Below are 22,364 nucleotides of genomic sequence, written 5' to 3' on the forward strand. Positions count from 1 at the left end.
AGACGCAAACGGATGGCATGAAGCGCATGGAAATCTCCCTTGAGCTGAATGCGCCCATGATGCGCGAAACGCCCCCGGTGAGTGCAATGTCTTTTTTCTTCATTCAGCGGTTTTTTCTGCGCAACTTTGTCTCTGGGTTTGCCGTCTACACTCACCGAAGACCCCGGGATACGGGTGTCTCCCGACGTAACACCTTGCCCGACTCGGGCGCTGCCGGAAGAACAGACATGGGATTGAAAGGCTGGGCGGGTTGTCTCGTATTCACCCTGTTGGCAGGCTCTGCATGGGCCACCGATCAGGCCCCGATCAAAGCGAAGGCTGAAGAAAAAGCCCAAGTGCTGGAAGAGAAAGCGGCGGACAAAGTCAGCGCCGCACCGGCACCGAAAGCCGAAGCCATCACCCCGACCGAAGTGCAGGCGGTCGATCCGGCCGGCGCGGCACCGCTGGATGATCCGATCACCTGTCTGGCGCGCAGTATCTACTGGGAAGCCAAAGGCAAAGACACGCCGGAAATGGAAGCCGTGGCCAGTGTGGTGATGAATCGCCTCGGCCATGAAGGCTTTCCTGACACGGTGTGTGCCGTCGTCAAACAAGGCTCGGAAAGCAAGAGCTGCCAGTTTTCCTGGTGGTGCGACGGGCGTCCGGATCAGGTCAAGGAAGATGCCGAATACACGCTGGCCAAGGATATAGCCCGCAAAGCGCTGAACCGCCAGCTCAAGGATCGCACTAACGGCGCGCTGTATTTCCATGACCGTAATGTTCATCCGAGCTGGGCCAAGGAATACCGCAGAACCGCTGAAACGAAAAAATTTCTCTTCTACAAACCAGCCGGCGGCGACGCGCGTTAAGCGCAGACTTGCCGCACACATTCGCGCAACCAGCGATGCGCCGGGTCGGCGTCCATGCGCGGATGCCAGAGCATCGACACGCTGATGTCCGGCATCGCGAAGGGCAGGGCGAAACTGTGCAGGCCGGTGCGCAGTTTGCTGGTGTGACGTTGTGGGACAGTGGCGATCAGGTCGGATTCACGCACCAGCGTCAGCGCCGCCGAGAATCCACCGAATGAAGTGACGATGTCCCGCGTCAGGCCGAGCGCGAGTAAGGCTTCGTCGACCGGCCCGCTGCTGCGTCCGCGCCGTGAAATGAGAATGTGCTCGCCGTCGGCAAAGCGCTTGCTGGTGATTTTCCCCGCGCTCAACGGATGCCCCTCACGCACCACACCGATCCATTGATCCTGAAACAGGATGCGGCTGTGCAGCGTCGGGTCGGTGCTGTCGTCGACCACGCCGGTTTCCAGATCGACGCGGCCTTCGCGCAGCGGCGTGCTGTCCTTGTCGGCTTTCTGCACAAAGCGCAGGCGTACGCCGGGTGCTTCTTCAGCGATGCGCGCGAGCAGGGCGGCGGCGAAGGTTTCGACAAAGCCGTCGGTGTTGCGCAGCGTGAAGGTGCGTTGCAAGCGGCCGGGGTCGAGCACTTCGGCGGGCCGTAAAACCGCCTCGGCGTCCTGCACCAAATGACTGACTCGTTCGCGCAATTCCAATGCGCGGGGCGTCGGCACCAGGCCTCGACCCGCGCGCACCAACAGCGGATCGCCGGTGGTTTCGCGCAGACGGGCGAGGGCGCGACTCATGGCCGACGGGCTCAACCGCAGGCATTTGGCGGCGCGGGCGACGCTGCCTTCACGCAGTAATACGTCGAGGGTGATCAGCAGGTTCAGGTCCGGCGCAGTCATGACATGGCGTTCCATGCAGGTATTGAGTGCAAAGCATGCGTCTTGCGCCGTGTGTTGTCGAGGCTCAGGCTATGACGCATCACCTATGCGTTGCGAGCCGTCCATGCCCCGAGAATCCCTGAGCACTCCCGCCCGTTGGGCGCTGACCAGTCTGGCCCTGTCGATGTTGATGCCGTCGCTGGACACCAGCATTGCCAACGCCGGGTTGCCGATCTTGGCGACGGCGTTTGAGGCGACGTTTCAACAGGTGCAATGGATCGTGCTGGCTTATCTGCTCGCGATCACTACATTGATTGTCAGTGTCGGGCGTCTGGGCGATGGTTTTGGACGGCGGCGATTGCTGCTGATCGGGATCGGCATTTTCACCAGCGCTTCGTTGGCTTGCGCGTTGGCTCCGGGACTGGGTTGGCTGATCGGCGCACGGGCGGTGCAAGGTGTTGGTGCGGCGATCATGTTTGCCTTGACGGTGGCGTTGGTGGCCGATGCGGTGCCGAAGGCGCGGGCGGGCAGTGCGATGGGCTTGCTGGCGACGATGTCGGCGGCGGGCACCAGTCTTGGGCCGTCGCTGGGTGGGCTATTGATGACGCATGTCGGCTGGCAGGCGATTTTTCTGCTCAACGTGCCGTTGGGTTTACTCAATATTTGGCTGGTGTACCGCTTTTTGCCAGCGGATCGGGCCGCAGGGCCAAGGCCGCGTGTCGCGTTCGATTATTCAGGCAGCGCGGTGCTGGTGTTGACGCTGGCGGCCTATGCGCTGGCGATGACGCTTGAAGGTTTCACCGTGCCGTTGCTGTTGGCCAGCCTGTGCGGCGCGGGGTTGTTCTTCATGATCGAGAAGAAGGCCAAGGCGCCGCTGATACGCTTGTCACTGTTCGCTGACCGGCGATTGAGCAGCAGCCTGGCGCTGACCTTTGTGGTGACGACCGTGATGATGACCACGCTGGTGGTGGGGCCGTTTTACCTGAGTCGCGGATTGGGCCTCAGCAGTGCCGTGGTCGGCTTGGCGTTATCGGTCGGGCCGTTGTTGTCTGCGTTTGGCGGTGTGCCGGCCGGGCGTCTGGTGGACCGCTTCGGCGCTCGGCGCATCGTGCCGGGCGCGTTGCTCGCCATGGCCTGCGGTTGTGGCTCGTTGGCGCTGTTGCCGATGAGTCTGGGGTTGCCCGCCTATTTGCTGCCGATTGCAGTGGTCGCCGTCGGCTATGCGCTGTTTCAGGCGGCGAACAACACCGGGTTGATGGCCGGCGTCCGTCAGGAGCAGCGCGGTGTGGTTTCCGCGATGCTCGGGCTGGCGCGCAACCTCGGCTTGATCACCGGGGCAGCGGTGATGGGCGCGGTGTTTGCACTGGCGGCGGGCGATCCGACACAAGCTCCGGCTACGGCCATTGCCAGCGGCTTGCACATCACTTTTGGCGTAGCGGTGGCGTTGATGCTCATGGCGTTGATCATCAGCCGAGCACAGTTCAACGGTGGGAGTGAGCCTGCTCGCGAAGAGGCCGGCACAGGTAACATCTCCTGTGACTGATACACCGCTTTCGCGAGCAGGCTCGCTCCCACAGGGGATCGGGTTGATCAGCAGAACTTCGGTCGAACCGAGATCAAATGTGGGAGCGAGCCTGCTCGCGAAGAGGCCGGCACAGCCAACATCTCCGGTGACTGACCCAGCGCTTTCGCGAGCAGGCTTGCTCCCACAGGGGTCGAGTTGATCAGTAGATCTTCGGCCGAACCGAGATCAAATGTGGGAGCGAGCCCGCTCGCGAAGAGGCCGGCACAGCCAACATCTCCGGTGGCTGACACTCCGCTTTCGCGAGCAGGCTTGCTCCCACAGGGGTCGAGTTGATCAGTAGATCTTCGGCCGAACCGAGATCAAATGTGGGAGCGAGCCCGCTCGCGAAGAGGCCGGCACAGCCAACATCTCCGGTGGCTGACACTCCGCTTTCGCGAGCAAGCTCGCTCCCACAGGGGATCGGGTTAATCAGCAGAACTTCGATCGAACCGAGATCAAATGTGGGAGCGAGCCTGCTCGCGAAGAGGCCGGCACAGCCAACATCTCCGGTGACTGACCCAGCGCTTTCGCGAGCAGGCTTGCTCCCACAGGGGTCGAGTTGATCAGTAGATCTTCGGCCGAACCGAGATCAAATGTGGGAGCGAGCCTGCTCGCGAAGAGGCCGGCACAGCCAACATCTCCGGTGACTGACCCAGCGCTTTCGCGAGCAGGCTTGCTCCCACAGGGGTCGAGTTGATCAGTAGATCTTCGGCCGAACCGAGATCAAATGTGGGAGCGAGCCCGCTCGCGAAGAGGCCGGCACAGCCAACATCTCCGGTGGCTGACACTCCGCTTTCGCGAGCAAGCTCGCTCCCACAGGGGATCGGGTTAATCAGCAGAACTTCGACCGAACCGAGATCAAATGTGGGAGCAAGCCTGCTCGCGAAGGGGTCGGCACAGGCAACATCTCCGGTGACTGAAACAGCGCTTTCGCGAGCAGGCTCGCTCCCACAGGGGATCGGGTTGATCAGTAGATCTTCGGCCGAACCGAGATCAAATATGGGAGCGAGCCTGCTCGCGAAGGGGTCGGCACAGGCAACATCTCCGGTGACTGAAACAGCGCTTTCGCGAGCAGGCTCGCTCCCACAGGGGATCGATTTGATCGGTAGATCTTCAGCCGAACCGCGATCAAATGTGGGAGCGAGCCTGCTCGCGAAGAGGCCGGCAGAGGTAACATCTCCGGTGACTAACACTCCGCTTTCGCGAGCAGGCTCGCTCCCACAGTGAATCGGGTTGATCAGTAGATCTTCAGCCGAACCGAGATCAAATGTGGGAGCGAGCCTGCTCGCGAAGAGGCCGGCAATACCAGCATCTCCGGTGACTGACACTCCGCTTTCGCGAGCAAGCTCGCTCCCACAGGGGATCGGGTTGATCAGTAGATCTTCGGCCGAACCGAGATCAAGTGTGGGAGCGAGCTTGCTCGCGAAGAGGTCGGCACAGGCAACATCTCCAGTGATTGATACACCGCTTTCGCGAGCAGGCTCGCTCCCACAGGGGAAAAGTGGTGATGTTCAGTCCCGAGATTGCCGGGCGGGGAAAAACAGTTCGAAGCAGGTGATGCCATCGGCACTGCTGGCGCTGTAGCGGCCTTGATGCAATTGCATGATGGTCGCGACGATCGACAGGCCCAAACCGTTGGATTGCGCCGAGCGCTCACGGGACTGATCAACGCGGTAGAAGCGTTCGAACAGCCGCGCCAGATGTTCCGGTGCAATGGTTGCGCCGTGGTTGCGCACCCGCAAATAACTGCCGTCCGGCTCGGCAATCGCTTCCACCTGCACCGTCGAATCCGCCGCGCCGTACTTGATCGCATTGGCACACAGGTTGGCCAACGCGCGGCGCAACAGCATCGGCTCGGCCCAGATCACACCGCTGCCGCGCGCCTCGATGCACACGCCGACATCCGCCGCGAGGCCTTCAAAATAATCGGCAATACGCTGCATCTCATCCGCCGCATCCAGTTCCTGGCGCTGACTCAAGGCACTGGCCGGATCGGTGCGCGCCAGAAACAGCATGTTGTCGAGCATCCGCGTCAGGCGTTCCAGTTCTTCGACGTTGGAGGCTAGCAACTGCTGGTAGGCCTCGATGCTGCGGTGCTGCTGCAGCGCGACCTGAGTTTCGCCGAGCAGATTGTTGATCGGCGTGCGTAACTCATGGGCCATGTCGGTGGACACCTGACTCAACTGCGCAAAGCCCTTGGCGAGCCGGTCGAGCATGGCATTGAACGCCTCGATCATCGGCAGCAATTCCCGTGGGGCGCCGTGACTGTCGAGGCGTTCGCCGAGGTTGCCGACGCCAATACCGTGGGCGTGTTTTGCCAGTCGCCGCAACGGCAGCAACCCGCGATACACCAGCAGACAACCCACCACCGCCAGTAACAGCGCCGCCAGCGAGGCCAGGCCATAAACACTCAAACGGTAATTGGCGAGCATCGCCGTGCGCTCGCTCATCAGGCGCCCAGTGGTGACTTGCAAACTGCCCAGCTCACCGGAATCGATACTCGCTGCCACCGCCGAAAACGGTACGCCGTCGACACTTGGCAGATGCTGCACGTCCTTTAGCGTCATCGCCTGGTCGATGGGCACCGCCGGCAGCATCGGCGGCCTCAGATTGCCCGGATTGACCACCAGCAGCGGCGGTTGCCCCGGCGCGCCGATGGTCAGCAGTGCTTCGCGGTTGCCGAGCATGTTCTGGAACAGCGCCGGTTTGTTCTTGATCAACTCCAGGGTATTGCTGTCATTAAGGAACGTGCGCAATTGATCGACGCGACTGACCAGCGCGGTGTCATCACGGCGGATCAACTGTTGCTCCAGTTCGTTGTACAGCGCGGCACCGAGGCCCGCCAGCGAAGCGAAGGCGAGCAGGGCGAACACCAGCGCCAGGCGCAGGGTCAGCGAATACGCGCGTCGGCTGCTCATGGCTGCGTATCGAAGCGATAGCCGATGCCACGCACGCTGTGGATCAGCTTGAGCTGGAACGGGTCATCGATCTTCGCCCGCAAGCGGCGCACGGCGACATCGACGACGTTGGTGTCGCTGTCGAAATTCATGTCCCACACCCGTGAGGCGATCAGCGAACGCGCCAGCACCTGCCCGGTATGCGTGGCGAACAATTGCAACAACGCAAACTCCTTGTTGGTCAGGGTGATGCGCACCCCGGCGCGCGTCACGCGGCGCTTGAGCACGTCGATCTGCAGGTCGGCCACTTGCAGTTGTTCGTCTTCATGGATCGGCCCGCGCCGGGTCAGGGTGCGCAGACGCGCCACCAGTTCGGCGAAGGAAAACGGCTTGATCAGGTAATCGTCGGCGCCCAGTTCCAGGCCTTTGACGCGGTCAGCGATATCGTCGCGGGCGGTGAGGAACAATACCGGCGTGTCGGCCTCCTTGCGCAACCGGCGCAGGACTTCCCAGCCATCCATTTTCGGCATCATCACATCGAGCACGATCACATCGAAACTGTGTTCCAGCGCCAGGTGCAGCCCGTCGGCACCGTCGCGGGCGAGGCTGACGCTGTAACCCAGTTCCTGCAAACCGTTGAGCAGGTAGTTGCCCGCCTTGGGTTCGTCTTCGACAACCAGAATATTCATCGATCAGTCTCAATGGTCATTGATGCAGCCGCTGCCTTGTACCTGATAGTCCAGCACATGTTCGCGGCCCTGATGGTCGAGGTAATTCAATTGCGCCGGGACCACGCCACACGCTTGTGAAATATCGGTGCTGGACAGGACTTTGTCGACATCGAGATTGACGTAGAAGCCGGATTTGTCATGAATCACGGCGGTGTCGGGCATGTTCGCGGCGAACACGCTGCCGGTGGCGAGGAGGGCGGTGAAGGCGAGCAGGAGGCTTTTCATGGTCAGTCACTCAGTGGTCAAAGTTGATCGGCATTGGCGCCGGGACAACTTCAGGCTACCGAGCGATCCGCACGGCAAACCGACAGCTGAATGACAAAGTTGTAATGAAACGGCGAGGACGGTTTAACTGAAAGAACACTATCCCTGTGGGAGCGAGCCTGCTCGCGAATGCGGTATGTCAGCACACATTTAAAGTGTCTGACCCAGCGCATTCGCGAGCAGGCTCGCTCCCACAGGGGAATTGGGGTGCTCTGTCAGCTCGCGTGGGTATTGAGAATGCTTGCCACCTGCTGCGGCTGGCAGTTGAGGTACGGCGAAGACTTCAACCAGCGCTGATCCGGGTACCACGAAAACATGAACTGGCCATTCTTCAACCGGTCGATCACCTGCTTGGCGATCTGCGGCCGCACCGCCGGGCAACCCTGGCTGCGGCCGATGCGCCCCTGTTTCTTGCTCCACAACGGGTTCACATAACTGGCGGCGTGAATGACGATGGCGCGATCGCGAGCCATGTCATTGAAGCCCGGCTCCAGACCGTCCATGCGCAGCGAATAACCGTGGGTGCCGCTGTAGCTTTCCTGGGTGCGGAACAGGCCAAGACTGGACTGGTAGCTGCCTTCGACATTGGAAAACTGCGTGGCGAAGTTTTCCCCGGAATTGGAACCATGGGCAACCAGATCACGCAGTACCAATTTCTTTTTGCTGAGATCGAAGATCCACAGACGGCGTTCGGTGGACGGCTGCGAATAGTCGATGATCGCCAGGTGGCGGGACGGTTTCGCACCGTTGTTGACCGCGCATTGCATGGCGTTCAACGCACCTTTCAGCGCTTGGGGATTGAGTTCTGGCGCGGCGTGCGCGAGGCTGGTGTAGAGAACCGGCGATGGTTTGCCGGCAGCAAAAACGGGACTGGACACCACGACAAGGGTCGCGGTGGTCAACAGAAGTCGGCGCAAAAACGTCAACATTTTATAAAGTGTCCTCACTTGCTACTTATTTGGCACTTTGGCTCCTGACTCCCAGTCAATACCCGCAAGCCCGTTGATCGAGCCTGACTCTCAAGCGCACCTGATGTAAGGTTGGCCATCATCTGGACGGCCATGGATTGGAGTAAAGCAGTTGTTCAAAAAGTACGCATGCTACTTGAGCATTTGTTTGCTCGCTGCGCCGTTTGTCGCTTGTGCCGATGAGCCGTTGCCGCCGCTGGAGACACTGCCAACGCCACCGGCCGAGATGCCGGTCGAGCCGCAAAGTCCGTTGCAGGCTGTAATGATCAATCTGCCGCAGTCGTGCCCGGCGATTGCCGCACAGCTCAACGGCCCGGCGCTGACGCAATTGCAGGCGTTCTACCAGCAGCAGGACTGGATGCCCGTGTGGGCCAGTGAGTCGGCACGATTGCCGGTGTTGCGCGCGCAATTGCAGCTGTTGGCCGATGATGGTCTCAATCCAAAGCGCTATCCGGTCGCGACCACGGCGCCGCAGGATGGCGAGTTGTGTGCCGACATCGACATCAGCCGCAACTACCTCCAGGCCCTGCAGGATCTGCATTACGGAAGCCTGCTGCAATCACACTTCGAACCGCTGTGGCATGCCGACGCCAGCCCGCGTGACCGTCAGGCGGAGTTGTTGGCGATCGCCGTACCGGGCATGCACGACATTCCCGCCGCGTTTGATCTGGCCCGTCCGCGTCTGGCGCAATATCAGGACCTGCGTCAGCTGTACGCGGCGCAACGGCTCAAAGCCTTGCCGCAATGGCAATCGGTGGGCAGCGGACCGCTGTTGCGCCCTGCCATGGAAGACAAACGCGTGCCGGAACTGGCCCGGCGCTTGTACAGCGAGGGCTACCTGGCCCATGCCATCGGCACACCGGGTAATGCTTATGACGGCGCGCTGGTCGACGCCGTAAAGAGTTTTCAGGCCAATCATTCGTTACAGGCCGACGGCGTGGTCGGGCCAGGAACGATTGCCGAACTTAACATCAGCCCGCTGATTCGCCGTGAACAATTGCGCGTCAACCTTGAGCGCTTCCGCTGGATGGCTCAGGACATGGAACCCAATGGCCTGCTGGTCAACGTCGCCGCCGCTGAGTTGACGCTGTATCAGGGCGGCGTGCCGGTGTGGCAGACCCGCACCCAGGTCGGTCGCGCGGAACGCCAGACGCCGTTGCTCAAATCGCGGGTCACGCGCCTGACCCTGAACCCGACCTGGACAGTGCCGCCGACCATCTGGAAGGAAGACAAGCTGCCGGCAATCCGCAAGGACCAGACCTTCCTCAGCCGGCAGAACCTGCAAGTGCTCGACGCCAACGGTCAGCCGCTGGCGGCCGCGGATATCGACTGGGACAACCCCGGCAACATCATGCTGCGTCAGGACGCCGGGCCGCGTAATCCGTTGGGGCAAATGGTCATCCGCTTTCCGAACCCGTTCTCGGTGTACCTGCACGACACGCCGAGCAAGGCGCTGTTCGAAAAAGGCCCGCGTGCTTTCAGTTCCGGCTGCGTCCGGGTCGAGCATCCGATGCAACTGCGCGATCTGCTGCTCACCCCGGCGGAAAAGGCCCGCACCGAAACCCTGCTGGCCACCGGAACCACCCACGAATTTCGTCTGTCGGCGCCGGTGCCGATCCTGATGACTTACTGGACAGCGCAGGTCGACAGCAGCGGAAACGTGCGTTACGCGCCGGACATCTACAGCCGTGACAGCGCCTTGCTCGTCGGGCTTGACCGGGCGCACTGAGCCTTAGCGGGTGCTTCTGTTCCAGAACACCCGCGCCAGCCACGCATCGACACTCAACTTGCCCGCCCCGGCGAACACCAGCGGCAGCAGCGCGGCCAGGTAAATCGCCGGCAGCTTGAAGTTGCCGAAGCCTTTGTTGGTGATCGCATAACCCTGCGCCAACTCGCTCAATGACGACCAGTCGGCCGGCCAGTGCACGGCAGCGGTGGCGACTACGGTCACTACGATCAGCGAGATCGCCGAAATACGCGTGCCGAAGCCGACCAGAATCGCCAGCGCGCAGATCACTTCGGCCCACATCGACAGCTCCCAGTTCAGCGATGCCGGCAGGTGATCGAAGGGGAAGGGGAATTTGTCCTGGATGTCTTCGAACCAATTCTGCCCGTTGAATTTCTCCAGTCCGGACTCGAAGAATTCCCAGGTGATGAACAGGCGCAGGGTCAGAGGGGCGAGCCAGGTGCCGGCGCGGTCGAGGTTCAGGTGCAGGTGTTTGACGGTGGTGGAAAGGGTGGTGGTCATGATGCAGCTCCGGTGGGTTGGGCAAGTTGGATCGACCGGGGTATTTCAGCGTCGGGGTGTATCGGGGATGTGTCGGCGGGGTGGCAGATTGTGCTTTTGGTGTGTCTGCGGCTTCGGGGTATACAGTGCGATACAGTCAAAAGCCCCTCACCCTAACCCTCCCGAAACGTCGGACCGCCCAGAGGGAGAGGGGACTGACCGTGGGATATTGAAGAGGTACGCCGACGTGAGAGTTTTCTTCTGAATCCATAATCGACTCAGTCTTTCAGGTCGATGTATCACGCCAGACACCTCACCCCAGCCCTCTCCCTCCGGGAGAGGGCTGGGGTGAGGGTGACAAGGCTGGACGCGCCCCCAAAGCGCAGTCAGCATGGCCAAAAAAACGGACCACCTCCATGCGAAGACTTCCCTCACTGGCCGCTCTGCGCACCTTCGAATGCGCCGCCCGCCACGCGCATTTCGGCCGTGCAGCCGCCGAACTCTGTGTCACCGACAGCGCCGTCAGCCATCAGATCCGCCAGCTCGAAGAACAACTCGGCGTCTCACTGTTCATCCGCGAAGGTCGGCAAATCCGCCCGACCATCGCCGCCGGCCGCTTGATGCAAAGCCTGCAACAGGCCTTCGAACTGATCGGCGAGGCCTGCGATGAGCTGCGCGATCCATCGTCACTGGCAGTGCTCAGGCTGGCCGTCACCGCCGAACTCGCGCAGAAGTGGCTGATGAGTCGACTCACCGATTTCTACGCGCGTTATCCGCACATCACCTTGCACCTCTATGAACAACCGATCGACGCCACAGCGCCCGGCGAAGACATCGATCTGGCGATCACCTACGGCACCGGTCCGGTGGACAGCAGCGCCTACTTCGTCCGCCCGTTGCCCGCTCTGCAGTTTTTCCCGGTGTGCAGCCCCGGGCTGTTCAACCAGGGCACCTTGAAAACGCCGAAGGATCTGGCTCGCCACTGCCTGCTGCACGACGATCAGGACGGCAAGACCTGGACCGCATGGCTGACCAGTCACGCCGGTGATCTGCGCCCGCAGCGTCAGCTGTATTTCGCCCACGCCGGTCTGGCGCTGGAAGCGGCGGCGCAGGGGCAGGGCGTGGCCATGGGCGACAACCTCACCGCGCAGGAAGATCTGCAAAGTGGTCGGCTGGTGCGGCCCTTCGCCTCGAGCATGACCGCCCTCGGCCAATACGCACTGGTCTGCGAACGGCTGCGGCTGGAGCGCCCGGCGGTGGCGCAGATGCTCGAATGGTTCAACGATCAACTGGTCGATTGATGAGTTGAATTCAACTGTTCCGCAATATTCCTCGTTGGCGGGTATGCGGCCTGCGCCTTTAGCCTGTGGTCATTCCAATCCCATCGCGAAGACGAGGTTTGACCATGGCACGTTTGCTCGACTCCACCCCCAAGCACGATGGCTTCCGTCTGCCCGGCGAATTCGAAGCCAAGTCCGGCTGCTGGCTCGGCTGGCCGGAGCGCACCGATGTCTGGCGCAACGGCGCGAAACCGGCGCAGAAAGTCTGGGTGCAGATCGTCACCGCCATCTCCCACAGCGAACCGGTCACCGTGTGTGCCTCCGCCGCGCAATTCGCCACGGCGCGTCGGCAGTTGCCGCCGCAAGTGCGCGTGGTCGAGATGAGCTGCAACGACACCTGGTTCCGCGATAGCGGCCCATGCTTTGTGGTCAACGATCAGAGCGGCGAAGTGCGTGGCGTCGACTTCGAATTCAATGCTTATGGCGGGCTCGACGGGGGACTTTATTACCCGTGGGACAAGGACGATCAGATCGCCAGCAAGATCCTCGAGATCGAGCGTTTCGATCGCTACCGCGCGCCGCTGATTGCCGAGCTGGGCGGCATCCAGAGCGACGGCCAGGGCAGCATCCTCACCACCGAACAGTGTCTGCTCAACCGCAATCGCAACCAGCATCTGGGCAAGGACGAAGTCACCCGACGCCTGACCGATTACCTCGGTGCCGAGCAAGTGATCTGGCTGCCACGCGGCTGCAAGTTCGACGAAACCGACGGCCATGTCGACGACCTCGCCTGTTTCGTGCGCCCCGGTGAAGTGGTGCTGCAATGGACCGAAAACCGCGACGATCCGCAGTGGGAGATTTACCAAGAGGCCTACGACATCCTGCGCAGCACCCGCGACAGCCGTGGCCGCGAGTTGATCGTGCACAAGCTGCCGCAACCGGACGTGCTCGAGTGGACCGCCGAAGAAGCCGACGGCCTCGATCAGCAGGACAGCACCCACACCCGTCAGACCGGCACGAAAATCTGCGCGTCGTACATCAACTACTACGCCGGTAATAGTTCGATCGTGGTGCCGTTGTTTGGTGATCGCAATGACAAGGTTGCCATGGCGACGTTGGCCGAACTGTTCCCGCAGCACAAGATCGTCGGCATCGAAAACTCCCGGGAAATCCTCCTCGGCGGCGGCAACGTCGCGTGCATCACCATGCCGCAATACGCCGGCCTGAAAAAAGGAGCCTGACCATGGGCCTGCACAAACTGACTCAAGCGTTATTGCTGGTGCTTGCACCCTTGTGTGTGCAGGCCGCCGACAGCGCGAAACCGGTAGTTAATCTGTACATCTGGGGCGAGTATCTGGCGCCGGATACGCTGAAGAATTTCGAGGCGAAAACCGGCATTCATGTGGTCGCCGATCACTTCGATTCACTGGAAACAGTCGAGACCAAACTACTTACCGGGCGCAGTGGCTACGACCTGGTGCTGACCGCCGGCCAGCATCTGTCGCGGGCCATCGAAAGCGGCGCGATCCAGCCGCTGGACAAGGCCCGGGTGCCGCACTTTGCCGGGGTTGGCGAGGAGTTCCGCCAGCACATGGCGGTGTTCGATCCGGGCAATCGCTACGCGGGGATTTACGCTTGGGGCACCACTGGTGTCGGCTATCAGGAGGAAGCGATCAAGCAACGTTTGCCGGATGCGCCGACGGACAGTTGGGCGATGTTGTTCGATCCGGCGGTGGTGGCGAAATTCGCTGATTGCGGAGTGAGTCTGCTCAACGATCCCAACGAGGTATTTGCCGCCGTCATGAAGTACATGGGGCTGGACATCAACCGGCAGAACCTCGATGACTTGAAGCTTGCTGAACAGCAACTGGCGAAGATCCATCCGTACATTCGTTACTTCGACAACGACCTGAACATCAGCGATCTGGCCAACGGTAATACGTGCGTGGCGATGTCGTGGAACGGTAATGTGGCGATCGCGGCGGGGCAGGCGGAAGCGGCGAAGAAGCCGTTCAAGTTGAGTTACCGGATTCCGAAAGAGGGCACGTTGATCTGGTTTGATGCCATGGTCGTGCCCAAGGACGCGCCGCATCCCCAGGCCGGGTTGGCGCTGATGGATTATTTGATGACGCCGCAGGTGATTGCGCCGATTACTGACACCATTCATTACGCCAATGCGATCACGGCGGCGGATGGTTTGGTCGATGCAGCGATTCGTAATGATCCGGGGACGTATCCCTCGGCCGACGTCAGGGCCACGCTGTACAGCAAGAATGACAATGGCAAGGCGTTCAATCGGGCTTTGATTCGGGCGTTCAGCCGATTGAAGTCCGGGTTGTGAAAAGCCGACCCTCACCCCAGCCCTCTCCCAGAGGGAGAGGGAGCCGACCGAGGTGTCTTGCGTTAAACATCGACCTGAAAAACCGAGTCGATTATGGATTTAAGTCTTGGCAATCATGGATTCACAGACGCTATTTCAAGTCGGCGCAAATCTCCAATATCCCCCAATCAGTCCCTCTACCTACGGGCGGTCCGACGTTTCGGGAGGGCTAGGGTGAGGGCGGTAGATTATGGGTTTGAAAAGTCTTGGCGTTCATGGATTCAAAGGCGCTATTTCAGGTCGACGTAAATCTCCAATCTCCCCCAATCAGCCCCCTCTCCCTCGGGGAGAGGGTTAGGGTGAGGGCGGTCGATTATGGAATTGAGAAGTCTTGGCGTTCATGGATTCAGAGACGTTATTTCAGGTCGACGTAAATCTCCAATATCCCCCAATCAGTCCCCTCTACCTCTGGGAGAGGGCTAGGGTGAGGGCGGTCGATTATGGGTTTCAAAAGTCTTGGCAATCATGGATTCACAGACGCTATTCCACGTCGGCGTAAATCTCCAATCTCCCCCAATCGGTCCCCTCTACCTTTGGGAGAGGGCTAGGGTGAGGGCAACGGTTTCGGCACCCGCCACAAATACCAGGCCGCCACCGTCCGATAAGGACTCCAAGCCAACCCGATCTCAACCATCTGCCTGCGCGTCGGCTGCACCTCCAACCCCTTCAACCGCCGATAACCCTCGCGCACACCAAAGTCATCGGCCGGCAGAATATCCATGCGCTCCAGGCTGTAGATCAGCAACATCTCCACCGTCCAGCGACCGACCCCGCGCAAACCGACCAAACGTTCGATCAACGCCTCGTCATCCATCGCCAGCGCCGTGGCGTAATCCGGTACCACGCCATCCAGCGTCGCCTGAGCAATCCCCTGAATCGTCGCAATCTTGCCCGCCGAAAACCCGCAACTGCGCATTCGCTCGAAATCCGTCGCAAGGATCTCCTCGGGCCGCGGAAACGACTGCCCAGGAAACAACCCCACCAACCGCCCGACAATCGCATCGCCAGCCTTGGCATGCAGTTGCTGATAAGCAATCGCCCGCACCAGCGACTCATACGGATCACGCGCCGGATGCGGTTGATGCAGGCACGGGCCGACCGCCGCAATATGTCGCTGCCACTCCGGATCGAGCGCGGCCAGAAAGGCGCTGGCCGCTTGATAGGCATCAGGCATGTTATTTCAGCAAACCGTTGACTTCGCCGTAGCTGAACGCCTTGAGGTCATGGGTGTCGAGTTTGCCGCTGGCGAGAAAGCTTTTCACCAGCCCGCCCATCGCGCCATAGAGGAATTCGGCGATGCCGGAACCTGCGCTCAAGCGGCGCACGCCCAGCGTTTGCAGTTCTTCCGGTGAAGGCAGGCAAGCAAAGCCAAGGACATTGACTGGCAGCGCAGAGCCCTTGCAGATGGCCTCGATTTCATAGGCCGACGTCACGCCCGCCGCGAATAACCCATCCGCTCCGGCCGCTTGATACAGCGCCGCGCGGTGCAGGGTTTCGGCGACGCGATCCTCGGCCGGCACAAGGCTTTTCAGATACACGTCGGTGCGCGCATTGATGAACAGCTGCACATTGCGTTTGTTGGCAACCTGTCGCGCCACTTCGATCTTGCGCGCGAGCAGCTCAGGATCGGTAGAACCGTCCTCGATATTGATTCCGACGGCACCCGCTGCGATCACCGCATCCAGCACTTCCGCCACGCGCCCGAGGTCATCGGAATAGCCGGCCTCGACATCCACGGTCAATGGAATACTGATGACCCGCGCGATCGATTCCACCGTCGACACCAGACGTTCGAGGGGCAGGGTGTTGCCGTCCGGATAACCGTGGGCCCAGGCCACCGCGGCGCTGCTGGTGGCCACCGCTTTACCGCCCAGATGTTCGACCAGTCGCGCACCGGTGGCATCGGCGACGTTGGTCAGGATCAACAGGCCTTGCTGGTGCAACTGGTGAAACTGCGTAGCGAGCGCGTTCATCAAAAATCCTTCTTGTCAGTTGATGGGGTTGGTCAGAATGCCATTTGTTGGGTGAGCTGCACGGCGGCGTTTTCCAGCCGCAGCAGAAACGCCTTGCGCGGCTGCCCACCACCATAGCCGGTCAGCGAGCCATCCGCGCCGATCACCCGATGGCAGGGCACCACGATCGACAGCCGATTGTGCCCGTTGGCCAGACCGACCGCGCGACTGGCGCCGGGTTTACCCAAACCGGCGGCGATGGCGCCGTATGTACTAGTGTGGCCGTAGGGGATTTGCAGTAACGCTGACCAGACCTGCCGGGCAAACTCGCTGCCGGGCAAGTGCAACGGCACAGTAAAGGTGTTCAGCTTGCCGGCGAAATACTGCGCCAGTTGATGCTCGATCTGCTGCAAATGCGCGTTGTGCCCCGGCGCGACTGCGTAGCCATAGCGATTTTGCAGCTCCTCGACTTCGCGGGTCAGCGCCGGGCGATCGAGAAACTCCAGTAACACCAGTCCACGGCGTTCGGCCATGGCGATCATCGGCCCCAGCGGCGTGGTCAGCCGGGTGAACAGCAGTGGCTCACTCTGGGCGACGCGGCCCGGGGTGATGTGGAACGACTTCTGAAAGGCATCGCGAAAACCACTCAGCGACTCATAGCCCGAATCAAACGCGGCATGATCAATCGACGCACCTTGCTTGATTCCGCCCAGCGCCATGCCCAATCGGCGCGTACGCAGCCACGCGTGAAAAGTCATGCCGAAATGCTGTTTGAACCAGCGTCGCAGCTTTAGCGGCTCGATACCTTCAGCGAGCAACTGCGCATCGCTCCAGCGCACCTCGGAATCGGCCTCCACGGCTTTAAGCAAACGCTGCACCCAGTCCGGCGCGATGGCCGCGGCGTCCAGCGGCTTGCAACGCAGGCAGGCGCGATAGCCGGCCGACATGCATTCGTCAGCATGGGCGAAGAACTCGACGTTCTCCGGTTTCGGTTTGCGCGCCGTGCAGCTGGGGCGGCAGAAGATCCCGGTGGTTTTCACAGCCGTGAAGAACACGCCTTCATAGGCAGTGTCGCGTTCGAGCATGGCGCGAACCATCTCGGCGTGGGGTGGCAGGACAGCGGTTTGTATGTTCATGGGCTGAGAGTAAAACCAGTTTGTCGATGGCTCCACCGAAAAATCGACAGTGAATTTTCAAATCCCCTGAACTACCGTGTAGGAGCTGCCGCAGGCTGCGATCTTTTGACGTTGATCCTCAAAAACAAGATCAAAAGATCGCAGCCTGCGGCAGCTCCTACCGTTCGTTGAGGTGTGCCCGATGCATCCGTTTTCCATCCAACACATTGATCACATCGTCCTGCGCGTCGCCGATCTGCAACGCAGCATCGACTTCTACAACCAGGTCTTCGGCGCCGAAGTGGTCAAACGCAACGAACCGCTGGGCCTGATCCACCTGCGCGCCGGCACTTCGATGATCGACCTTGTCGACCTGCAAGGCGAACTCGGTCGCAAGGGCGGCGGGGCGGCCGGGGCCGAGCGGCGTAACGTCGATCATTTCTGCCTGCGCATCGAACCGTTTGATGAAGCGGCGCTCATTACACACTTGCAATCACACGGACTGAGCGTCGAAAAAGCCGCCCGCCGCTTCGGTGCCGAGGGCTACGGCTTGTCACTGTATTGCTTCGACCCGGATGGCAATCAGGTCGAACTCAAAGGCCCGTCGGATGCTTAAGCGCGTTTGGCCATCAACAACACCGAAGCCGCCGCCGACAGCAAACCCGCGCAGCAACGATTGAATATCCGCTTGCCGCGCGGCTCGGCGAACCAGCGGCGCATGTGCAGGCCCATCCACGCGTAGGCGCTGATGGCGATCCACTCCAGCAACAGAAACAGCACGCCCAGTACGGCAAATTGCGCCGGCACCGGGCGCGTCGGGTCGACGAACTGCGGCAGAAACGCGGTAAACAACAGGATCGCCTTCGGATTGCCCGCCGCCACCAGAAACTCCTGCCGCGCCAACGCAAAGAAACCAACGGTCGCGCCCGTTACCTGCTGCTCGGCCTCCGGATTGGCCCGCCACAACTGCCAGGCCAGATACAGCAGATACGCCGCGCCAATGATCTTGATCGCATGGAACAGCCATTCCGAGGTTTGCAGCACCACCGACAGGCCCGCACCGGCCAGCGCAATCATCCCGGCGAACGCCAGAATCCGCCCGATACCCGCCGTGCAGGCGCGGCGAAAGCCATAACGCGTGGCGTTGCTGACCGACAGCAGATTGTTTGGCCCGGGGGCCATGTTCAGGGCGAAACAGGCCGGAAGAAACAGGGTGAGGGTGGCGAGATCCATGACGGCACTCCAGTAACGAGAACCATATTTTTATCACAGCCCCCAGGCGCCCAGACCCATACAGTCACACAGCGCTGTCGCGGTACAGCGCCCGGCGCTGTTGGGCAGCGCGGTCGAACTTTTTGCAGATGCCTTCACTCTGTATCAGTCATAGGGTGATGGTTTCGTCAGAAAAAACTATCCATCCGGTCAGAAACGGCGATAGCCGTGTAAAATTTCGCCGACGTTGTACCCACCCCCGTTTGGCCCCAGGCGGCCCCATCAAGAGCGATCTACATGCAAGCAAAGGCCCGTGAAGTTTATGTGCCACCGGTGCTGCAAGATCTGCGGGCCGGCACTGCCGAGCTGCACATCGCGCTGGAAAAACGCCTTCCTTTTTTCTCCGATACCCTCGATACCCAGGCTTTTGTGCGGTTGATGCAGGCCTATCACGGCTTCTATTCACCGCTGGAAAACGCGCTGCAACAGAGCAATGCAGTCCCGGCCGATTTTGATCTGGTGCCCCGTCTTAAAGCACAAACACTATTCACCGATTTGCAGGCGCTTGGCGTATCCGCCACTGCGTTGCAAAGCCTGCCGCGCTGCCAGCAATTGCCGATCATCGACTCAAGCGCTGCCTGCCTGGGCGTGCTCTACGTGCTCGAAGGTGCGACGCTCGGCGGGCAAATCCTGCGCCGGGAAATCTCTTCACGATTAGGCCTGGAAGCCGATAACGGCGCGGCCTTTCTCGATATCTACGGCGCCGCCACGGGCCGGCGCTGGCGCGACTTCATCGAATACCTCGGCAGTCGGCGAATGAGCGCCGCCGAGCGCGCCGCTGTCGTCACGGCAGCACAAACCACATTCAGCTGTTTCGAGCACTGGCTCGAAAGCCGGGAGGTACTGGCATGAACCCGCAAGACAAACAAGACTTTGAAGAACTGCTGGCCAACTGTGCCGACGAGCCGATTCGTTTCCCCGGTGCGATCCAGCCCCATGGTTTGCTGCTGACCCTGAGCGAGCCTGAACTGGCGATCATTCAGGTCAGCGCCAACGTCGAAACCCTGCTGGCCCGGGAGCCGCAAAGCCTGATCGGCCAGCCGCTGGAAAGCCTGATCGGCGATGCCGAAGCGGCGCAAGTGCGCGAAGCCTTGCTGCAACCGTCGCTGTCCGACTTGCAGCCGCTGCGCTTCAAGCTCAACGGCACCGCGTTCGAGGGTCTGCTGCATCGGCATCAGGGCGTGCTGATTCTGGAGCTGGAAATCCACGTCGAGAACTTCCAGCCACGCAACGTCGCCGGCAACCAGACGCATCTGGGGCGCATGCTCCAGCGTCTGCAAGCGGCCACCACGTTGCAGGCGCTGTACGACATCAGCGTCAAGGAAATCCAGGCCATGACCGGTTACGATCGGGTGCTGATCTATCGTTTCGAGGAGGAGGGCCACGGTCAGGTCATCGCCGAAGCCTCCGACCCGTCGATGGAAGTGTTCAATGGCCTGTTTTTCCCGGCATCGGATATTCCCGAACAGGCGCGCGAGCTGTATCGCACTAACTGGCTGCGGATCATCCCCAATGCCGACTACCAACCGGTGCCGCTGCTGCCAAAGCTGCGCCCGGACACTGACACGCCGCTGGATCTGAGTTTTGCCACGCTGCGCAGCGTTTCGCCGATCCATTGTCAGTACATGAAGAACATGGGCGTGCTGTCGTCGATGAGCATTTCCCTGCTCAAGGGCGACAAGCTCTGGGGCCTGATCAGTTGCGGCAATCGCCAGCCACTGCACGTGCCGCACGAATTGCGCGCGGCGTGCCAGACCATCGGCCAGGTACTGTCGCTACAGATCAGCGCCATGGAAGCACTGGAAATCAGCCGCCAGCGTGAAGAGAAAGTCGAGGCCTTGGCGTTACTCAATCAAGCGATGATCGACTCGCCGCAGAACGTCTTCGACGGTCTGGCCAACCAGCCGCAGACCTTGATGGCGCTGACCAATGCCGGCGGTATTGCAATCATCGAAGACAAGCAGCTGCACCGCTACGGCAATTGCCCGGAGCCGGAAGAAATCCGCGCGTTGCACAAGTGGCTGCAGGACAGCGGCGAAGCGGTGTTTGCCAGTCATCACCTGGCCAGTGTCTACCCGCCGGCCGCGCAGTATCAGCAGGTGGCCAGCGGCGTGCTCGCCATGAGCTTGCCGAAACCGGTGGACAACGGTGTGTTCTGGTTCCGCCCCGAGGTCAAGGAAAACATCAATTGGAGCGGCGATCCGCGCAAGCCGCTGGACCTGGAAAACTCCGACGCCGGCCTGCGTTTGCGCCCGCGCACCTCGTTTGAAATCTGGAAGGTCGAGATGGCCGGGATCTCCACCAAGTGGAGCCACGGTGATCTGTTCGCCGCCAACGATCTACGGCGTTCGGCACTGGAAAATGATCTGGCGCGGCAAGTGCGCCGCGAGCAGGAAGCGGTGCGCGCCCGCGATGAGTTGGTGGCGGTGGTGTCGCACGATCTGCGCAACCCGATGACGGTGATTTCGATGCTTTGCGGCATGATGCAGAAGGCCTTCAGCTCGGACGGCCCGCACACTTCGCGGCGCATTTCCACGGCCATCGACACCATGCAACAGGCTGCCGGACGCATGAATACGCTGCTGGAGGACTTGCTCGATACCTCGAAAATCGATGCCGGACGCTACTCCATCACCCCGCAGAAACTTGACGTCGGGCAGATGTTCGAGGAAGCGCAGGCGCTGCTCGCGCCGCTGGCGCTGGACAAGGACATCAGCATTTCCTTCGACGCCGATCCTGACCTGCGCATTCACGCCGACCCGGAGCGGCTGTTTCAGGTGCTGTCGAATCTGGTCGGCAACGCGATCAAATTCACCCCGCGTCTGGGCAGGGTTGGCGTGCATGCCACGTCGGTAGGCGATGACATTGTCTTCACCGTGCGTGACAGCGGCGAAGGCATTCCCAAGGAGCATCTGCCGCACGTGTTCGACCGCTACTGGACGGTGAAAGAAGGCAACCCGACCGGTACGGGCCTCGGTTTGTACATCACCCAAGGCATCGTCGAAGCCCACGGCGGGCGGATCTTCGCCGAGAGCGAGCCGGGGCAGGGCAGCGAATTCCGCTTCACCGTGCCACGCCTGGACTGAGCGCAGATTTTCATGTGGGAGCGAGCCTGCTCGCGAATGGGATTGTTCTGTCAATGCAGCATTGAATGATCCACCGCTTTCGCGAGCAGGCTCGCTCCCACAGGGGATTTGTGTCGTCAGGGGCATTTTCTTCAATACCGGGGAACGGGCGCTGGCTAGGGTGTGCACCTTGTTCCTCGATTTGAAGCAGGTGTGCGATGAGTCTGATTGTTTCGATGGCGGCGTTTGCGTTGGCGGCGTCGATCACGCCGGGGCCGGTGAACATTGTCGCGTTGAGTTCCGGGGCGCAGTTCGGTTTTCGCGCCAGTCAGCGGCATGTCGCCGGGGCCACGTTAGGGTTTGTGTTGCTGTTGGTGTTGATGGGCCTGGGTTTGCACGAGGTGCTGAAACTCTGGCCATTCATGACCCGCGTGGTGCAACTGGCCGGCGTGGCGTTTCTGTTGTTCATGGCGTGGAAATTGGCCATGGATGACGGGCAACTGAGTGCCGGGGATTCCGGGCGGGCGCCGTCGATGCTGTATGGCGCGGTGATGCAATGGCTCAACCCGAAAGCCTGGCTGGCGTGTGTGGCCGGGATGGGCGCGTTTGTCGCCGATGGCGAGGCGCGGCTGGTCTGGCAGTTTGCGGCGGTGTATCTGGTGATCTGTTATCTGTCGGTGGGCTGCTGGGCGTATGCCGGGACGTTTTTGCGTGGGTATTTGAGTAATGCGGCGGGGATGCGTTGGTTCAATCGGGTGATGGCAGCATTGTTGGCCGTCAGTGCGATATACCTGCTGTTACCGTAAACCCTGTAGGAGTGAGCCTGCTCGCGATAGCGGCGTATCAGTCAATATAGATGTCGACTGATACGCCGCTATCGCGAGCAGGCTCACTCCTACAATGGATCGCGGGTAGCCGAGAGATTGTTCGTCACTTTC

The 22,364-nt window shown here is 61.0% G+C and carries 20 protein-coding genes; 10 read left to right on the forward strand and 10 right to left on the reverse strand.

The features are described from left to right. Positions 1-227: 227 nt before the first annotated feature. Positions 228-848 (forward strand): cell wall hydrolase, encoded by a 621-nt coding sequence (locus KBP52_RS00005; RefSeq protein WP_122600324.1) that lies wholly within the window; start codon positions 228-230, stop codon positions 846-848. Here KBP52_RS00005 and KBP52_RS00010 read toward each other — a convergent pair. Continuing rightward, a complete protein-coding gene (locus KBP52_RS00010; protein WP_212621661.1) occupies positions 845-1,732 on the reverse strand; it encodes a LysR family transcriptional regulator in 888 nt (295 codons plus the stop codon). The genes KBP52_RS00005 and KBP52_RS00010 overlap by 4 nt on opposite strands. Positions 1,733-1,835: 103 nt before the next feature. Here KBP52_RS00010 and KBP52_RS00015 point away from each other — a divergent pair, with 103 nt between their 5' ends. Beyond that, a complete protein-coding gene (locus KBP52_RS00015) occupies positions 1,836-3,254 on the forward strand; it encodes an MFS transporter (protein ID WP_212621662.1) in 1,419 nt (472 codons plus the stop codon). Positions 3,255-4,786: 1,532 nt separating this feature from the next. Here the strand turns inward: KBP52_RS00015 and KBP52_RS00020 are convergent. The 4 genes from KBP52_RS00020 to KBP52_RS00035 form a co-directional block, all read right to left on the reverse strand. Beyond that, complete coding sequence (locus KBP52_RS00020; RefSeq protein WP_212621663.1) at positions 4,787-6,193, reverse strand: heavy metal sensor histidine kinase; 1,407 nt, start codon at positions 6,191-6,193, stop codon at positions 4,787-4,789. Further along, entirely contained in the window at positions 6,190-6,861 is a 672-nt protein-coding gene (locus KBP52_RS00025; protein WP_016985270.1) for a heavy metal response regulator transcription factor, read from the reverse strand. The genes KBP52_RS00020 and KBP52_RS00025 overlap by 4 nt, the downstream gene beginning before the upstream one ends. A gap of 9 nt (positions 6,862-6,870) precedes the next feature. Continuing rightward, on the reverse strand, positions 6,871-7,128 hold the full coding sequence (locus KBP52_RS00030) for a DUF2790 domain-containing protein (protein ID WP_116029591.1): 258 nt from the start codon (positions 7,126-7,128) through the stop codon (positions 6,871-6,873). Between the two features lie 254 nt (positions 7,129-7,382). Beyond that, a complete protein-coding gene (locus tag KBP52_RS00035; protein ID WP_137216504.1) occupies positions 7,383-8,096 on the reverse strand; it encodes a murein L,D-transpeptidase catalytic domain family protein in 714 nt (237 codons plus the stop codon). Between the two features lie 151 nt (positions 8,097-8,247). Here KBP52_RS00035 and KBP52_RS00040 point away from each other — a divergent pair, with 151 nt between their 5' ends. After that, on the forward strand, positions 8,248-9,864 hold the full coding sequence (locus KBP52_RS00040) for a L,D-transpeptidase family protein (RefSeq protein WP_212621664.1): 1,617 nt from the start codon (positions 8,248-8,250) through the stop codon (positions 9,862-9,864). A 3-nt stretch (positions 9,865-9,867) separates the two neighbouring features. On the opposite strand, the gene KBP52_RS00045 is transcribed toward KBP52_RS00040, so the two are convergent. Continuing rightward, the gene (locus tag KBP52_RS00045) at positions 9,868-10,383 is read right to left on the reverse strand and encodes a DoxX family protein (RefSeq protein ID WP_212621665.1); all 516 of its coding nucleotides are present in this window, start codon (positions 10,381-10,383) and stop codon (positions 9,868-9,870) included. 395 nt (positions 10,384-10,778) lie between these two features. Between KBP52_RS00045 and KBP52_RS00050 the strand changes: the two genes are divergently transcribed. From KBP52_RS00050 to KBP52_RS00060, 3 genes are all read left to right on the forward strand, one after another. Then, the gene (locus tag KBP52_RS00050; protein WP_123594299.1) at positions 10,779-11,663 is read left to right on the forward strand and encodes a LysR substrate-binding domain-containing protein; all 885 of its coding nucleotides are present in this window, start codon (positions 10,779-10,781) and stop codon (positions 11,661-11,663) included. A 104-nt stretch (positions 11,664-11,767) separates the two neighbouring features. Next, the gene (gene aguA, locus KBP52_RS00055; RefSeq protein WP_212621666.1) at positions 11,768-12,883 is read left to right on the forward strand and encodes an agmatine deiminase; all 1,116 of its coding nucleotides are present in this window, start codon (positions 11,768-11,770) and stop codon (positions 12,881-12,883) included. A 2-nt stretch (positions 12,884-12,885) separates the two neighbouring features. After that, positions 12,886-13,983, forward strand: a complete 1,098-nt coding sequence (locus tag KBP52_RS00060; protein ID WP_212621667.1) for an extracellular solute-binding protein — start codon at positions 12,886-12,888, stop codon at positions 13,981-13,983. 583 nt (positions 13,984-14,566) lie between these two features. Here the strand turns inward: KBP52_RS00060 and KBP52_RS00065 are convergent. Genes KBP52_RS00065 through KBP52_RS00075 form a run of 3 tightly spaced genes read right to left on the reverse strand, consistent with a single transcriptional unit; the run spans position 14,567 to position 17,110 of the window. After that, entirely contained in the window at positions 14,567-15,196 is a 630-nt protein-coding gene (locus tag KBP52_RS00065; protein ID WP_212621668.1) for a DNA-3-methyladenine glycosylase, read from the reverse strand. A gap of 1 nt (position 15,197) precedes the next feature. Then, positions 15,198-15,995: an isocitrate lyase/phosphoenolpyruvate mutase family protein gene (locus KBP52_RS00070; RefSeq protein WP_212621669.1), complete on the reverse strand. Its 798-nt coding sequence runs from the start codon at positions 15,993-15,995 to the stop codon at positions 15,198-15,200. Positions 15,996-16,027: 32 nt separating this feature from the next. Next, entirely contained in the window at positions 16,028-17,110 is a 1,083-nt protein-coding gene (locus KBP52_RS00075) for a bifunctional transcriptional activator/DNA repair protein Ada (protein WP_212621670.1), read from the reverse strand. A 181-nt stretch (positions 17,111-17,291) separates the two neighbouring features. Here KBP52_RS00075 and KBP52_RS00080 point away from each other — a divergent pair, with 181 nt between their 5' ends. Beyond that, positions 17,292-17,705, forward strand: a complete 414-nt coding sequence (locus KBP52_RS00080) for a VOC family protein (protein ID WP_212621671.1) — start codon at positions 17,292-17,294, stop codon at positions 17,703-17,705. Here KBP52_RS00080 and KBP52_RS00085 read toward each other — a convergent pair. Next, positions 17,702-18,322, reverse strand: coding sequence for a LysE family translocator (locus KBP52_RS00085; protein WP_123594306.1), 621 nt, complete (start codon positions 18,320-18,322; stop codon positions 17,702-17,704). The genes KBP52_RS00080 and KBP52_RS00085 overlap by 4 nt on opposite strands. A gap of 276 nt (positions 18,323-18,598) precedes the next feature. Here KBP52_RS00085 and KBP52_RS00090 point away from each other — a divergent pair, with 276 nt between their 5' ends. From KBP52_RS00090 to KBP52_RS00100, 3 genes are all read left to right on the forward strand, one after another. After that, positions 18,599-19,213 (forward strand): biliverdin-producing heme oxygenase, encoded by a 615-nt coding sequence (locus KBP52_RS00090; RefSeq protein WP_123594307.1) that lies wholly within the window; start codon positions 18,599-18,601, stop codon positions 19,211-19,213. Next, positions 19,210-21,447, forward strand: a complete 2,238-nt coding sequence (locus tag KBP52_RS00095) for an ATP-binding protein (RefSeq protein WP_212621672.1) — start codon at positions 19,210-19,212, stop codon at positions 21,445-21,447. Before KBP52_RS00090 ends, KBP52_RS00095 begins: the two co-directional genes overlap by 4 nt. Positions 21,448-21,644: 197 nt before the next feature. Next, positions 21,645-22,232: a LysE family translocator gene (locus KBP52_RS00100; RefSeq protein WP_077572347.1), complete on the forward strand. Its 588-nt coding sequence runs from the start codon at positions 21,645-21,647 to the stop codon at positions 22,230-22,232. The last annotated feature ends 132 nt before the right edge of the window (positions 22,233-22,364 follow it).

The organism is Pseudomonas sp. SCA2728.1_7 (genome assembly GCF_018138145.1).
GTDB lineage: Bacteria > Pseudomonadota > Gammaproteobacteria > Pseudomonadales > Pseudomonadaceae > Aquipseudomonas > Aquipseudomonas koreensis_A.